The following is a 16,377-nucleotide window of genomic DNA, read 5'->3' on the forward strand; positions in this document are numbered from 1 at the left end:
CCTCCTTCTCCTTTATAAGCTTATTCCAATTCTGCTAATACTAAATTCTTGGTGACCTAGCACTTCTGCCTTCGTCTGTTTTCCGTTCGCCACTTCGACTATTTCGTTGAATATAACACGACCTGCTTCTTCTAGGCTTAATTTTCCAATTAAAACTTCACTAACGTCAATATCAATATTATCTTGCATTTTTCGAGAGATTATTTCATTACCCGATATCTTAATAACTGGAATAATAGGATTTCCTGTGGGGGTGCCTCTTCCCGTTGTAAAACAAACCATTGTCACACCAGCTGCTGCCATACCTGTTACACATTCAATATCATTACCAGGCGAATCCATAAAATAAAAGCCCTTTTTCGGAATTTCTGTTGCATATTCTACAACTCCCTGTAAGGGAGCATGACCACCTTTACTTATGCACCCAAGAGATTTTTCTTCAATCGTCGATAATCCTCCTGCTATATTACCTGGGCTTGGGTTACCTCCCCTCATATCGACTCCCATTCTTTCAATCTCTTTTTCAAACCTTTCAACAGATTGATAAAGCTTTTGTTTGACTTCAGTATTCACTGCGCGGTTGGCTAACAAATGTTCAGCCCCTATGATTTCGGTCGTTTCTCCCATCACGACCGTTCCTTCATTGGCAATCAGCTTATCTGCTGCATTTCCTAATGCTGGATTGCTACAAAGGCCTGATGTCGCATCTGAGCCCCCACACTTGACTCCTACTATTAAATCTGACAATGAAATGGGAACTCTTTGCAAGCTTTCAATATCTTTCAATAGTTTCCTAGCAATGTCCGTTCCTTTTTGAATAGCCTTGATCGTGCCTCCTTCTTCTTGGATATCTATCCAGATAACTGGTTTTCCAGCTTCTGCAATTTCATCGCGAACCTCTTTAGCATTAATGACCTCACAGCCTAAACTGACAACTAAGACAGCTCCAACATTAGGGTTTCTACCCATTCCTACTAAAACTTGATGAGTTCTTTCTTTATCCTCACCTACTTGACTACAGCCATGCTGATGTGGAATAGCGATACTATCTTGTACCTGCTGCGCAATTCGATTGACTACTTGATTTGCACATATAACGGTTGGTAATAGTAATAAATGATTACGAAGCCCCACACTACCGTTACTTCTTACATATCCATTAAGCTTAGTCATTATAATCCCCTTTTCTGTTCATCTTTTTGATCTCCTCGACCACGCATTCCGATCAAATTATGAGTATGAACATGATAACCACTTTGTATACGAATAGTAGCCTTCCCTATAGACTCTCCATATTTTCTAATAATCTCTCCCTCTTGAATTTCTACTAAAGATAGTTTGTGTCCAAAAGGAACCTCTTCTTTTGCTTCAATCTCTTTATAACTTTCATTTATAAAAAAGATTACTTTTTCTCCTTTTTTTATATCATTTAAAAGAGTGATAACGTTATCATTTTTTTTCATCACCACACCATTTACTTTGGAATGAGTAAAAGCATTTTCCATATCAGAACCCTCTTTCTAACTTGCTTCTATACTCTTTATATTTTATCATGATAAAAAGAGTATAAAAATTGCAAAAATTGCGTTTTTTATACTTAATATTGATATAATGCGAGAAGGGGGAATTTGGATGGCATTTATGAATGATTTTTCTGCAAGAAGCTCATTACCCTTTTCTATTTATTATGATCAAACCAAAAATGTCCAACACGAATTGCCTGAACATAGTCATGATTGGTTAGAAATCATCTGGATACATAGTGGAAGTGGGAGTATCTTTATCGATCAAACATTCTATGAAATAAAAAAAAATGTTCTCATTCTCATCCCAAGTAATACGATTCATCGAACATTACCCAATTCCTTAGACCCACTTACCTCAACGGTTCTTTATTTTAGTCCTGCCATGCTTCACTTATCTAACTATACATTTGATCATCGTTTTTTAAATATATTTAAACAATCAAAAACTCATCAACAATATCTTTATATTTTAGAAACAGATGCTGTAAAAAAGTTTGCTCACTTTTTAGAAAACTTAAATAGCGAATATATATTAGAAAGTAGTGACCGTATTCAAGGAATGCTACTATGGTTACAATTAATTCTTTTACATCTTAAACGTCATTGTCAGCTGAGTCATCATGATTCCTTAGCCGCATCATTTCATACTCCAAAACCAAGTTGGTTAAAGGATTCCGTCATTTATATTAGTCAACATTTAGATTCACCACTGAGCTTAGAAAGTTTATCAACGATCTTTTCCGTCTCTAAGGCTCATTTTAGTCGTGTATTTAAACAGCAAATAGGCATGAATGTTACTGATTTTATTACAACTAAAAGAATCTTATATGCAAAAGAGCTATTAAAAAATGATGATGAAACGATATCAATTATTGCCGAAAAATGTGGCTTTACGAGCCTTCCTCATTTTTATAGAACCTTTAAAAAGCACACTAAAATGACTCCTTCTCAATATCGAAAAATAGAAATGTAAAATTTTTAAATTTGAACCCATTTCATCATTTCTATCTTTTAATGAAAACCGAGCGATTAGGTTTTTGATTTCCACTTTAGGTAGATGCTTTCCCAAGGGCTTGTCTTCAGCTAACTCTTACTACGCAGGGCTTCGTCAGAGTGGATCTTCACACTGCGCTGATCCTTTGGGAGTCACTACCTACCGTTTCAATCTATGAGCTGATCATAAATAGCGAGGCCATTTTTATAATGAATGGTCGGTTTTATTCACTTAAATCCACTTCATCCTTTCTATCTTTTAATGAAGACGGTGCGATTAGGTTTTGATTTTCACTTTAGGTAGATGCTTTCCCAAGGGCTTGTCTTCAGCTAACTCCGACTACGCTGAGCTTGGTCAGAGTGGATCTCTTAAAACGGCGCTTATCCTTTGGGAGTCACTACCTACCGTTTCAATCTACGAGTGAATTCGCAAACATTCAAGACATTTTGATAGATTAGCTTAACTGAATAAAAAAAGGGTGAGTTAATACTCATGAATAAGGTACGTAGATGATTTAGGTTTTAGGCTGTTTGCCCCCTAAGACCTCGCGTCCATTTGTGGTGCTAATCTAACTTTTTTATAAAAGTAGATTTTGGTATATGACACTTTATCAACCGTTAGATTACGTAATTCATAGAGTATCTATAAAATCAACAGGACCCTCCTTCTTTTAATAAGAAGGAAGGTCCCGGTTGTTGTGTATGCATTCAATACATACCATTAACAGCTTTTGTCCCAGCCTATGGAATTGAAACTTATACCATTATTTAAAAACAGGTTCTTTGAACTGTGCTAGTTTCTCTAATGAAGATTTATCGACATCTGCATGTAAACTATTCCCATGAGAATCCATCGTAACAATTGCTGCAAATCCTTCAACTTCTAAATGCCACATCGCTTCTGGTATGCCAAACTCCATTAAGTCAACACCTTTTACTCCTTTAATACAATCTGCGTAATATTGAGCAGCTCCACCAATAGCATTTAAATAGACTCCTCCATGCTCTTCTAATGCTTTTAGTGTCTTAGGGCCCATTCCACCTTTTCCAATAACTGCTCGGATCCCGAATTTCTTCATAATATCACCTTGGTATGGTTCTTCACGAATACTTGTTGTTGGACCCGCAGCCTTCACAATCCAGTTATCTTGTTCATCTTTTGCCATAACAGGACCACAATGATAAATAATTTGCCCATTTAAATCAATTGGAGCCTCGTGATCTATAAGATGGTGATGAATGGCATCTCGACCAGTATGCATCATTCCATTTATAATAACGACATCTCCTACTTTTAATTCACGAATTTTCTCCTCTGTAATGGGAGCTTCTAAAACGACTTCTCTTACACTTTCTTTTTCTTCAGCAGCTGCTGCCACTTCTTCGTTACTTTGATTTAATTCTACTTTTTCTCCATCTTTATACAACCAATTTTGTATTTCACCAGTCTTGCTATTTAATACAACACCCAGTCGACGGTATGCCCAGCAATTATAAGCTACGGAGACGAAGAAGCTTGCTGGTAAGCGGTTCATCGCTCCTATTTTACAGCCTAATAAAGTAGCTTCTCCGCCAAAGCCCATCGTTCCAATTCCAAGCTTGTTTGCATTTTCCAACACGTACTCTTCTAATTTTTGTAAGTCTGCATTTGAATTTTGATCATCCACTGTACGGAATAACTGTTCTTTTGCCAACGAATAGCTTGTTGTACGGTCTCCTCCAATTCCAACACCTATAAAACCTGCACTACAGCCTTGCCCTTGTGCCTGATATACAGAGTGCATAATACATTTTCGGATTCCATCCAGATCACGCCCAGCTCTTCCCAAGCCATCTAGTTCTGTAGGTAAGCTGTATTGTATGTTTTTATTTTCACAGCCTCCACCTTTTAAAATTAAACGAACATCTATTTCATCTTTTTCCCATTGTTCAAAATGAATAACAGGTGTCCCTTCGCCCAAGTTGTCCCCTGAGTTTTTCCCCGTCAAAGAATCAACAGAATTTGGGCGTAACTTTGCTTCTTTAGTCGCTAAAGCAATAGCCTTGTGAATGGTTTTCTTAAACTGAATTTGATTAACTCCAACCGGCACTTTAATTTCAAAAGTTGGCATTCCTGTATCCTGGCAAATTGGAGAAACTTTCTCATCAGCCATCTCAATATTTTCAGTTATTGTGCCTAATGACAAAGCAGCACGTGTACCAGCATTTTCTTTTTCTTTTGCTGCTTTAATGGCTCTCCTTACATCATTTGGTAAATTAGTTGAGGTCTCTACTATTAATTGATAAATACTATCTTGCAATTTCTCCACAATATCCAGCTCCCTTATCTTAAAAATCAGTCACTTCTTAATATGAATGAGTAAAAAGGAAAAGAATTAGCTTAACCTAAAATACTCTATTTAGATAGAAATATATAAACCTACCTTATTATTATACTGCTAGATTTAAATTGTTTAAAGTGAAAAATGGAAACGCTTAGATATGCTCATTAACTTGATTAGAAGCTGTAATTAAATAATTAAAAGCTCTACAACATCGTTTGAGTATTACTAACCAAAATAAACAACTCATCTTTTTATTAGAGTATTTAGCCAGTAGCAGGCTTTTTCAGAAGATATTTACCGTCTCTATGTGGATTCCTCTCTTCACATTAAGCTCTTATAAATCCTTGGGGTCATCTGTAGAGTTATCCCACATAAACAATTAAACCGCCTTTGAGAGCCATTTCTCAAAGACGGTTTTGTTATCACTTGAGAGCACCATTCAAAAAGTACTCTTTCTTCTATTCTTTCCAGTCATGTCTAAATTGTTTACATTTATTTTCAATATCATCTAGCATATCAATTAAACGATCTATTTCTTCAACACCAGCTTCTTCTGGATTAATAGATTCAAGCATGGTTAACACCATTTCAAATCGTGCTTGTAAATAATTCTTTTGCTCTGATTTATCATGTACGGCTCCACCCATATTATTTTACGCTCCCTTTATTCTTAAATTAAAATAACGACAGTTACGAATCATATTCCATAGTGTAACAAATTTATAGAAGTAGCTCAATGGAAGAACTTTTCACTTAACATATCGATCATTCTTTATTAAAACTCCTAAAAAGGAAGCAACCTCAAACTAAGTTGGATTTTACTCATTGACATAAGGTAACGAGTGTATTCATAATGATAAATGATAATTAAGATAGGAGTAGTTAACATGATCAACCAATTAAAAAGCAGACAAACACCTGCTAATGATGCTTGGGAGGCTTATCTAGATGTCAATAAATTTGGAGAACAGGTCTTATCAAGCATAGAATTTACGACTACAAATATGTGTAATATGAGGTGTGCTCACTGTGCTGTAGGCCAAAATCTAGACTATACAGATCCTGAGGCTTTGCCAATAGAGCTTATCATCCAAAGGCTAGAGGAAATCCCTACTTTAAGAACCATTAGCATCACCGGTGGAGAGCCCATGATGAATATGAAATCTGTTAAAAATTATGTAGTACCTATACTTAAGTATGCTCATGAGAGAGGCATATACACTCAGATTAATTCAAACCTAACCTTACCATTAGATAGATATGAGCTAGTTATTCCTTATTTAGATGTTCTTCATATTTCTCATAACTGGATTACAGTTGATGAATTTATTGATGTAGGCTTTGCTTATAGTCAAAGAAAAACATCTAGAGAACAGAGAAAATCTCTTTTTGATAGAATGATTAGTAACTCAAAAGCACTTTCTGAAAGAGGGGTTTTAGTGTCTGCAGAAACGATGCTTAATAGCAGGACCCTTCCTTATATTGAAAAAATTCATAAACAAGTCGTAGAGGAAATGGGCTGTGCAAGACACGAAATTCATCCCATGTACCCCTCAGGTTTTTTAAGCCAGGACCATAATGATGATATGGCTAAAAGTTTAGAGGTTGCATCCTTAGATGATATTCGTAGCGGTATACAACGTCTTTTAGACACTAGAGATCGTAATACTTGGATGTTATTCGGTACATTACCGTTTTATCCATGCAGTGCAAATCAAGAGGATTTACAATTACAACAAAGGCTTTATAACGAAGAAAATGTTACTTTAAGAAATGATCCAGATGGTCGTTCTAGACTCAATGTAAATATTTTCAATGGAGAAATAATTGTAACAGATTTTGGAGATACCCCTTCATTAGGTAATATCCAGTCTCAAACATTACCTGACGCCTATCAAAAATGGAGGAAAAGCGAGATTTCTAAAACATTAAGCTGTCACTGTCCTACCGTTCAGTGCTTAGGTCCGAATATTTTAGTAAAAGATGCTTATTACCGTTCTGTAGACTTTCTCACTCGCTCCACCAATATCTAATGAATAAAACAAGCGCATCCTCCTCTATGATGCGCTTGTTTTTTATCTAGGCTGATTGCCTGCCATAAACGTAAACGATAAGTGATCTTGAATAGGAATCCAAGCGCCAATTCCCTGCTGCGTCACATTTCTCACTTCCAATTTACTTTTTCCACCTTTGAAGGTTAAATACACTTCACCATAGGTAACTTTCCCTGCTTCATGAACAGCTGGGACAAAACTATAAAGGTAACCAACTTGTTTTGGAGATATATTATAAGTTTGTGCTTTCTTTGTACCTTGACCAATAACTGTATCAAAAGCTAAAGGAAGCTTTGTCACTTCTGCCGCTTTTATCATCATCATTTTTTGGACGGCTTCACTGTTTGGAATCTTTGCTGTTAAACCTCCTGAAATCTTCTTTTGTTGCTCTTGGTTATAGGTCAATTTCTGAACAGCCGTTCCGCCTCGATTATCAAAATAATTCGTATTTACTTTTTGGTACTCCCAATTTACTTCAGTAGATTCAGATACATATGAGAGAGGCCATTCTCCTAAATATACAGACGCTCTAAAACCAATCGCTAATTTAGGATATTGAATCGCGGATTCGTTTAAAATTTTTACTAAGTCAGGATTCTCAATACTAACCTTTTCACTTGTTTCAATAAGCTTTTGAGCAAGCTCACTCGGCTGTAAATAAGGAAGCTCTTGAGTCGGGTTTGTAAATGTATTATCTTTAGCGATATTAAGTACTGAATTAGGTACTTCAAACACTTTTGTATCTTGATTGTCATTTGGTTTTTCTTCATTAGCTGCCAATACAGTGAATGGATTGATTATTAAGCAAATTATGGCTATAGCGATGAAACGTTTCATCGATTATTCCTCCTTCTAGTGGGTTATTCCATTGATTAAGAATAGTTTGAGCATTTCAAGATAAATTATCCACTATCACTGCAATTATCATTCTTCATTCAATCACTTCAAAAAAAATAACTATTTCCTCGGAAATAGTCGAAAAATGCCAAATATAAAGAAGGTGGTCAACCTAAAGTGACCACCTTCACTAATCACAGCTATTATTCAATCAACAATGTGGGGTCGAAACGATTTTTGTCTTTTGGAGACACCTCATTTTATTTTGATATTCAAAATGAAAATTCAATATCCCTATTCAATGGAATCACCTCATCGGTAACCATATCAAAAATGGTTCTAGTCCTATTGCATTTTGAACGTAGACATTAGTGATTAGATAGTTGAGAGACGATTAAATCGTGCATCTCGATATTATAATAACCTCGTTTTTTAATACTATTCATCTTTTTTTAACTTTAAATCCTTCATATCTTGAGCGGTTTCTTTCGTTACTTTAATGAAATCTTCAGAGCTACTCTTTAAATGAGCTGCACTCTCTCCTATTTTTTTTACATCTTCACTTATTCCTTTTACTACTTCACTTACTTCACTTGCCGTTATTCTGACCTGTTCTACAATCTGCTCACGATTATCACGTATGAATGAATACGTTTCAGCCGTGCAATTTTTTAGTTGATTCGCTTCATATACTACCTTATCTCGCCAATCCTTTTTTAACATAACAGCTGTTATTAGTGCTGCAGCTCCAACGAATAATCCCACTTTAACTTTTGAACATTTATTGTTTTCACAAAACTGCTTGTCCAAATCACCCATTACACGACACCATCCTTTTTATATTAAGAATATTTTACCAATATTATAGTCATTTGAAAATAAGAGGAGCAGGATCTTTAACTTTCTACATATTTAAATTTATCTTAACAAATTCATACCAGCTTCTTTTTATCATTCTTTCCCAAAGTTATTTATGTGAATCCATTTCATCATTCATATCTTATAATGAAACCGAACATTAGGTTTTTGATTTTCACTTTAGGTAGATGCTTTCCCAAGCTTGTCTTCAGCTAACTCTAACTACGCTGAGCGTCGTCAGAGTGGATCTTCACACGGCGCTCATCCTTTTGGAGTCACTACCTACTGTTACAATCAACAAGTTAATTCACAAGCATTCAAGAAATATTTTATAATAAACGTTCAGTTTTATTCACTTATAGAGCAATTATGAAATTCACTTATGTAATTTATTTCTTATCAACCTTTTTCCTTTATTGCCATATTTTAAACAAACTTTAAAAAATACAAAACAGCCACTTATTTAAGTGACTGTAAAATTTTCTTTATTATAAGGATTATATCCTTTTAATTATATGTTTGTAGTAAGAAATCATCAGTCTCTAATCGTTCAAATTCTGAGACAGGACGAGGAGATTCTTTTAATTTATTTAGCTCTCTTGACAAACGTTCAATTTGTTCTTGAATATCTTCTATCATTTTCTTCTCATACACAGTCATGCTTCTCTCCCCTTCATCATTTTTTAACTGACCGAACACTCGCTCAGATGTTTAACAAAAAAATAAAATAACTAATGTTAAAAATATTCTAACAATTTATCATTCATTTGTAAAGTGATTTTAATCAGATTTAATAAAATAGTCGTATTCATTATTTACTTCCCATTCTACTTCCATACTATCTATCTTTTTTGCATAATTTCTATTTCGGTTAAAATCAATCCCTCGTACTCAAAGTATTGAATAATGATATTTAAATATTGTTGTTCAAAAGATGTATTAGAATTGGTTTGCATTATTTTTAGTTGTTTTAAACGTTGCTGATAATTTTCTACCTGTTGCTTGATTCCTTCTAAATAAGAAGTTGGTTTTACAAATGTATTTTGATTAACCTGAGGCATTTCCCCATTTAATTGATAATAAAATTGTTTCAACCATGCGTAATGTTGTTTTCGATAAGCTATAAGCTGCTGCCACAAATTTTTTGTTACAGAATTTTTCGTTAAAGTGGACAAATAATCTAATGTTAAAATATCTGGACTTTCAGTTTGAAATAATTTTTCTAATTCTTGTTCATTTATTACTCGAAAAATATTCGTGATCCTCACATCCAATCACTAGTTATTATCATTCTTTTATTTATACGAAACCCTAACTTGTCATATACCTTTTCATTACTTTTGATAATTTTACATAAAATCTTAATTATAAATTTATTAATTTTTCTAATAATTGTAACAACTCTTTCTACTATTATTTTAATTTTTTGTTATAATAAAGGAAGTAATAATTCAATAGGAAAAAAGGTGGAAAAATTGAGAAGACAATTTATAACGTTAGAAGAATTAATTGAAAAAAATAAGGAGAATTTACTAAACGATCCTGAAGCTCTTTCAGAGATAGAGAAAAGAATCGATGAAAGAAACGAGCAAACTTATAAAGATAACAAATAAATCGCTCTTTTTTTGTTTTTTGAAGTTTAATAAAAATTAGATTAAAGTTTATGTAGGAATAGTTCTTTACGACTATTCCATTTGTTTTTTGTAGATATAATTATTTTTATAATAAAAACAACCTAGAACAATAAGCATGAATGAAGAGTTCCGCAGAGGTTAGGTGTACAGCTTTCGATCCCTCAAGACATTCTGTATTCTGTGGGGTCGCGCCAAACTACCTTTTTTAAAAATTGGATTTAGCTATGGCCACTTCATCCCACTATAATCTCCGTGACTTGTATACGCTATATTAAGTATTCCAAAAAGAGAAGAATCTACAAATTAAACAGGACCTCCTTCTCGTTATAAGAAGTAAGGTCCTGTTCGTTATTAGTTATTTTGTGTATGCATCCATTGCACATCAGATTTTGTCCAATCCTCTATTCAAAATCATTCTACTTTTATTTTGCTTAATGGTTATAAAAGAAAGTCTAAAGCTTAAAATTTTGAATTCTCATTTGTAAATCATCTGCAAGCGATGTTAAAGAGTGAGCAGATGAGGTTACCTCTTCCATTGAGGCAAGTGTTTCTTCCGCAACTGCACTAACAGTAGCTGAATGCTCAGTCGTTTCATTTGCAAGTTCTGACATCTCTTGAACTGAACCCATAACATTAGTCGATTGCGTTACTAACCCTTGAATTCTTTGATTCATTTCTTCTATTAAGGTTGCCATTTGATCCATTGAATTCATAATGAGTTTAAATTTTGAATTTGCCTCTGTAACAGATACAATTCCTTCTTTTACTTCATCCTTTACAACAGCCATCATCGAAACAGAATGATTGGAACCATTTTGCATTTCGGTAATAATTTCATCAATTTGTAAAGTAGATTGTGCTGATTGCTCGGCTAACTTTCTCACCTCATCAGCGACAACCGCGAAACCTTTTCCATGTTCACCTGCTCTTGCTGCTTCAATCGCAGCATTTAGAGCTAATAAATTCGTCTGGTCAGCGATATTACTAATGACATTGATGATTTGCCCAACTTCTTTACTACTATTTGACAATGCATAAATGGCTTGATCAGATTGAACAACTGAATCTTGAATGGCATCCATTTTTTCAACCGTATCTTGGATATATTGATTTCCTTCATTTGCATAGGTTAATGTTTGATTCGCTTCTTCATCAATCACATTAGAATGTTTAGCTATTTGACTAACATCTTCGTTTATTTTTTTCAATGTATCCACACTTTGATTAGAAGCTCGGTTTTGCTGCTCTGCTCCCTTTGTAATATCCTCTATAGATGAAGAGGTTTGTTCGGTTGCTTTTGAGGTTTGCTCCGCACTAGCTAATAATTCTTCTGATGATGCTGCTACTTGGCTCGCATTAACAGATATTTTACCAATTAAATCTCTTAAATTATCCTTCATTGACATAATGGAGCTAAATAGGTCACCAAGCTCATCTGTTCTTTTTTGAATGTTTGTTTCAAACGCTAGATTTCCATTTTTGACTTCTTCTGCTACCGTCTTTAATTGTTTCAGTGGGCGAGTTATCGAAACCGTTAAGTAAACTCCTAAAATAATAGCCGCTAGCAATGCAATGGCAGAAATACCAATGGTAATCAAAACACCGAAATTCGTTTGACTTGAAGCTTCATTTGAGTAATTTTCTGCTAGATTGTTACTTTCTAAAACTAATGAATCGATCACTGTGTTCATTTCATTTTCAAAAGGCACTAATTCATTCGCTGCTAAATTTAAAGCACCTTCTTGGTCAAGTCTATATTGATTAACCACATTATTTGCAATATTTACATAATCATCATTCATAGCTAGAAGCTGATCAAATTGTGCATTTATACTTTCTTCGTTTAAAAGGGTTTTCGCCGCAATAATCTCCGTATTATTATCACTATTAATCGAATAAAATTCAGATAGCATTCCACGGTCATTTGTTAATATGTACCCACGAATTAAGCTTGCTTGCTGGTGTAAGCCTACCTGAACCTGCAACGCCTTTTGCCCCATAACTTCAACGTTTTCACTCATATATTGATAGGTGCTCTCTACTTTTTTAATCGAATAAAGACTTACGGCACTGGCTACTGCAAATAAAACAGAAACAATGACAAAACAGGTGACTAGTTTATTACCTAAACTCCATTTAATATCCTTAAAACCCTTTATGTTAATCTTCTGTAGCCAATCTCTCTTCATTTTATGGGGCTTATTTTTCTGTTTATTTTTTAATCGACCTTTCCAAATTTTCATTGTATAAGACCACTCCTTTCATCCTAAAAATTAGAGATTTTATAGGAACTCCCCAGTATTTTTCTATATGATAACACAACTATAATCCTATTGTCGTTGTAAAATTGCGATTTTTGTAAGATATTCTACCTACAAAAAACGAAAGCGGTTATTTAAACCGAATGAGAGCGAATACATTTTAAAAAGTATCAAAAAACTCACCGAAGTAGTTGGCATTCATACACAGTATAATCGCTACAAAGTATGATTGAATCCATTTCATCATTCCTATCTTATAATGAAAACCGAACGATTAGGTTTTTCCACTTTAGGTAGATGCTTTCCCAAGGGCTTGTTTTCAGCTAACTACGCTGAGCTTCGTCAGAGTGGATCTTCAAACGGCACTCATCCTTTTGGAGTCACTACCTACCGTTACAATTAACAAGTTAATTCAGAAACATTCAAGACCTTTTTATACAAAAAAGCGAATCGAAAATAAAAAACATACTAAAATTAGTGGGTATAGTGGGAATTGAGAATCTTAGCACCTCGAGGAAAGCTTATTTTTAAATAAGCCTAATTAACGAAGCTTGAAATGGAGTGGATTGAATGCATACATAAAACATGAAAAGGACCTTGCTTCTTTTATAAAAAGCAAGGTCCTTTTGAATATGTGTAATCTAACGGACACAAAGCACGAAGACTTCAGTTGAATGAGGATGGCCAAATCCACTTTTAGTTTGGCGGCTCCCACCAGACACGGAGTATATTGGTAGAGCAAGCAGCCAGGCACCTAACATGTGTGGAGCTCTTTATTCATCCGTATTGGTCCACATTCTTAATTAAAAAAGGTTTCTAATGACTTTTCCACACCTCTATGAGTGATTTCACTTAGGTAAGTATTCACTTGTTCTGTTAAATCCTTTATTTCGTTCAAGTCTTGCCCCCAAATACGGCTGTCAGCAAAAATTTGCTGAATGAATGAGCGGAGCTCGAGTTCTCCTCTTTCAACTTTCTGCCACCCATGCTCAATATGACTTAATATTTCAGGGTTATCTCTAATTTGATAAGTCCTGCCTTGGTTTTCTCCAATAAAGAACTCACCTTCTTTTTGTTTAGGTTTGTAATAAGCAAGCAAAGCAGCTAAAGAAAAAACAATTGCATTTGGAAGCTTTGCATGACTGCTTTCAAACTCAAGTAATGTTGGTAATAACCTTGTTTTAAATTTATAAGCTGCATTTAAACCAATGTCTGCTAACTGATGTTTATTAAAAGGGTTTAAGAAACGCTCAATAACCGCTTCACTAAACTCCTTCTTTTCGTTTTCCTCCATTTTAACAAATGGATAAATTTCTTGAAGCATGCCTACTTCTACAAATTTGCGTAACAATGGGTGCTCCATTGCTTCTAATACTGTATTAACTCCTGTTAAATAGCTTACTGCAAACATTAATGTATGAGGACCGTTTAACAGCCTTACCTTTAATTCACGGAATGGGGTAATATCTCCCCATTTGACATTTAAACCTGCACGGTCAAAGGGAATAGATTGTGCAATTTTCTCATCAGCGTCAATTGCGAACAAGTGATACGGCTCTCCAACCGTTAATAATTGGTCACTGTAGCCTAATTTTGATTGATATTCTTCTATTTCATCCTTAGGATATCCTGTCACAATTCTATCAACTAATGTATCACAAAACTGATTACTGTGATTTAACCACTCAATAAAATCTGTACCAAATTCCCATTCTTCTGCTAACTGTATAACAATTTCCTTTAAAAGCTTTCCATTTCCTTCTACTAATTCACAAGGAAATATTACCCACCCTTTTTCAGGATCACCTTTAAAGGTTTGATAACGATGATATAAGCAGGCAACAAGCTTTCCGGGAAATGAAAGTGGAGATTCGTTTTCATTATAGTTTTCCTTTAAATAAGTTAAACCTGCCTCTGTTGTATTTGAAAAAACAAATTCAACAGACTCACTCGCAGCTACTTCTAAAACCTCTTTCCAGTCAGCGTAAGGATTAATACCTCTCGAAATAATCGACATTATTTCCGTTTTATCGACAATTTCATTATTCTCTATTCCCTTTAAAATGAGTGTATAAAGTCCATCCTGATTATTAAGCTTTGGAACTACTTTTCCATGAGGGGTAGGCTGAATGGCTACGACCCTTCCTTGAAATAAATCTGCTTCTACTAAGCGTTGAAGCATCCAATCAGTAAACCCTCTTAGAAAATTTCCTTCACCAAATTGCAGGACCTTTTCTGGTAAGTGGTCGAGTGATTGATAATTGATTCGTTCTTTCTTTTCGATAGCAACTTTCTTATTTAAGCTCTCCATCTCTTTACCTCCTGCTTATAAAATAACACCATCTTTAAAAATGGCTATTTCTTTAAATCCAAACTGCTCATTTTTTGCTCTAATATTACCTGAGGCTAAATCAATTATATAGTTAAAGAGTTCCTTATTTAATTGCTCCATTGGTTTACCTTCAACTAATTCTCCCGCATTGAAATCAATCCAATTTTTCTTCTTATGATAGAGCCTTGAATTTGTAGAGATTTTAACAGTTGGTACTGGACCACCAAAAGGAGTACCTCTCCCTGTTGTAAATAGTACAATATGGGCTCCCGATGCTGCTAAAGCCGTAACGGACACCAAATCATTTCCTGGCCCCTGGACAAGTGTTAAGCCTTTTTCTTTTACCCGTCCTCCATATGGAAGAACATCGACAATTTTTGAAAATCCACCTTTTTGCACACAGCCTAAAGATTTCTCTTCCAAAGTTGTGATACCTCCATCTTTATTCCCAGGAGATGGGTTTTCATATACAACCTGGTCATGTTTTATAAAATATTCTTTGAAATCATTGACTAATGTGACAATATCATTAAATACCTCTTGGCTCTTGGCTCTTTCCATTAATATCGTTTCGGCACCAAACATTTCTGGAACCTCTGTTAAAACGGTCGAGCCACCATGTGAAATAATAGTATCAGATAATGCTCCGACTAAAGGGTTGGCTGTTATTCCAGAAAGACCATCAGAGCCTCCACACTTTAATCCAATTTTTAATTTAGATAAAGGTACTTCTTCTCTTTCTAGTTTGGAAACGCCTTCAATTAACTCATTTAATATTTCTAGGCCTTCCTCTAGCTCATCTCCGGCTTCTTGTACACCCAAAAATCTAATGAATTGAGAGTCATAGTCTCCTAGTACTTTCTTAAATTCTTTAATATGATTATTCTCACACCCTAAACCTAGAACAAGAACGGCAGACGCATTCGGATGTTGAACTAAATTGCTCAGGATTCTTTGAGTGAAGTTTAAGTCATCCCCTAATTGGGAGCACCCGAATGGATGTGGATAATGAAAGACACCATCGAAGCTTTGGTGACGATTTTCTTCATTTGCCATTTTTGTTAATAGTTCTGCTGTTTTATTAATACATCCTACCGTAGGAATTACCCATACCTCATTACGGATTCCGACATCACCATTATTTCTTTTATAAGCCATAAAAGTTCGTTCTTCCTCAACCTCTGGAAGCTCACGTTCTTTTGGGTTATATTCATAATTTAACGTACCTTCTAAGTTGGTCTTTACATTTTCAGTATGAACCCAATCACCGATTTCAATGGCCTTCTTAGCATGACCAATTGGAAAACCATATTTAATGATATTAGCCTTTGGAGTAATTGGTTTTATCGCTATTTTATGACCGACTGGAGTATCTTTTTTAATGATAATAGTCTCTGAATCAATCGTAATTTGATCCCCAGATTGATAGTTTTGTAATGTCACAATCACATTATCATCTTGATGAACTTTTAAATAAGTTGGTTTCATCCTATCGTCTCCTCCTTTTAGAAGCTCTCACTTCTAACAACGTTGTTATTTCAAGTTTAATAATATTTAG

At 34.7% G+C, this 16,377-nt stretch carries 14 protein-coding genes; 3 read left to right on the plus strand and 11 right to left on the minus strand.

What is annotated here, in order from left to right; all coding sequences use genetic code 11:
- Positions 1–12: 12 nt before the first annotated feature.
- Both AZF04_RS17970 and AZF04_RS17975 read right to left on the minus strand, forming a co-directional pair.
- Entirely contained in the window at positions 13–1,173 is a 1,161-nt protein-coding gene (locus AZF04_RS17970; RefSeq protein ID WP_061949952.1) for a UxaA family hydrolase, read from the minus strand.
- Positions 1,173–1,505, minus strand: coding sequence for a UxaA family hydrolase (locus AZF04_RS17975; RefSeq protein ID WP_061949953.1), 333 nt, complete (start codon positions 1,503–1,505; stop codon positions 1,173–1,175). Before AZF04_RS17975 ends, AZF04_RS17970 begins: the two co-directional genes overlap by 1 nt.
- Before the next feature lie 127 nt (positions 1,506–1,632).
- On the opposite strand from AZF04_RS17975, the gene AZF04_RS17980 reads away from it, so the two are divergent.
- Complete coding sequence (locus AZF04_RS17980; protein WP_061949954.1) at positions 1,633–2,499, plus strand: helix-turn-helix domain-containing protein; 867 nt, start codon at positions 1,633–1,635, stop codon at positions 2,497–2,499.
- A 784-nt stretch (positions 2,500–3,283) separates the two neighbouring features.
- On the opposite strand, the gene AZF04_RS17985 is transcribed toward AZF04_RS17980, so the two are convergent.
- On the minus strand, positions 3,284–4,828 hold the full coding sequence (locus AZF04_RS17985) for a fumarate hydratase (protein WP_045489590.1): 1,545 nt from the start codon (positions 4,826–4,828) through the stop codon (positions 3,284–3,286).
- Between the two features lie 473 nt (positions 4,829–5,301).
- On the minus strand, positions 5,302–5,490 hold the full coding sequence (locus tag AZF04_RS17990; RefSeq protein ID WP_045489587.1) for an SE1561 family protein: 189 nt from the start codon (positions 5,488–5,490) through the stop codon (positions 5,302–5,304).
- Between the two features lie 240 nt (positions 5,491–5,730).
- On the opposite strand from AZF04_RS17990, the gene yfkAB reads away from it, so the two are divergent.
- A complete protein-coding gene (yfkAB, locus tag AZF04_RS17995) occupies positions 5,731–6,876 on the plus strand; it encodes a radical SAM/CxCxxxxC motif protein YfkAB (RefSeq protein WP_061949955.1) in 1,146 nt (381 codons plus the stop codon).
- A gap of 42 nt (positions 6,877–6,918) precedes the next feature.
- On the opposite strand, the gene AZF04_RS18000 is transcribed toward yfkAB, so the two are convergent.
- The 4 genes from AZF04_RS18000 to AZF04_RS18010 form a co-directional block, all read right to left on the minus strand.
- Positions 6,919–7,734, minus strand: coding sequence for a YfkD famly protein (locus tag AZF04_RS18000; RefSeq protein WP_061949956.1), 816 nt, complete (start codon positions 7,732–7,734; stop codon positions 6,919–6,921).
- Positions 7,735–8,172: 438 nt separating this feature from the next.
- Positions 8,173–8,553, minus strand: coding sequence for a hypothetical protein (locus AZF04_RS18005; protein ID WP_045489578.1), 381 nt, complete (start codon positions 8,551–8,553; stop codon positions 8,173–8,175).
- A 546-nt stretch (positions 8,554–9,099) separates the two neighbouring features.
- Positions 9,100–9,252 carry a thymidylate synthase gene (locus AZF04_RS21315; protein ID WP_144203197.1) on the minus strand — a complete coding sequence of 51 codons (153 nt, stop codon included), beginning with the start codon at positions 9,250–9,252 and terminating at the stop codon, positions 9,100–9,102.
- Positions 9,253–9,434: 182 nt separating this feature from the next.
- A complete protein-coding gene (locus AZF04_RS18010; protein WP_061949957.1) occupies positions 9,435–9,860 on the minus strand; it encodes a hypothetical protein in 426 nt (141 codons plus the stop codon).
- Positions 9,861–10,067: 207 nt separating this feature from the next.
- Between AZF04_RS18010 and AZF04_RS20815 the strand changes: the two genes are divergently transcribed.
- On the plus strand, positions 10,068–10,205 hold the full coding sequence (locus AZF04_RS20815; protein ID WP_081766782.1) for an FbpB family small basic protein: 138 nt from the start codon (positions 10,068–10,070) through the stop codon (positions 10,203–10,205).
- A 473-nt stretch (positions 10,206–10,678) separates the two neighbouring features.
- On the opposite strand, the gene AZF04_RS18015 is transcribed toward AZF04_RS20815, so the two are convergent.
- From AZF04_RS18015 to AZF04_RS18025, 3 genes are all read right to left on the minus strand, one after another.
- A complete protein-coding gene (locus tag AZF04_RS18015; RefSeq protein WP_061949958.1) occupies positions 10,679–12,469 on the minus strand; it encodes a methyl-accepting chemotaxis protein in 1,791 nt (596 codons plus the stop codon).
- Positions 12,470–13,286: 817 nt separating this feature from the next.
- Positions 13,287–14,798 (minus strand): tagaturonate reductase, encoded by a 1,512-nt coding sequence (locus tag AZF04_RS18020; protein WP_061949959.1) that lies wholly within the window; start codon positions 14,796–14,798, stop codon positions 13,287–13,289.
- Between the two features lie 15 nt (positions 14,799–14,813).
- Positions 14,814–16,307: a UxaA family hydrolase gene (locus AZF04_RS18025; RefSeq protein ID WP_061949960.1), complete on the minus strand. Its 1,494-nt coding sequence runs from the start codon at positions 16,305–16,307 to the stop codon at positions 14,814–14,816.
- Positions 16,308–16,377: the final 70 nt, after the last annotated feature.

The sequence above is a fragment of the Alkalihalobacillus trypoxylicola genome (genome assembly GCF_001590785.1).
In the GTDB taxonomy this organism is placed as follows: Bacteria; Bacillota; Bacilli; order Bacillales; family Bacillaceae_D; genus Alkalihalobacillus; species Alkalihalobacillus trypoxylicola.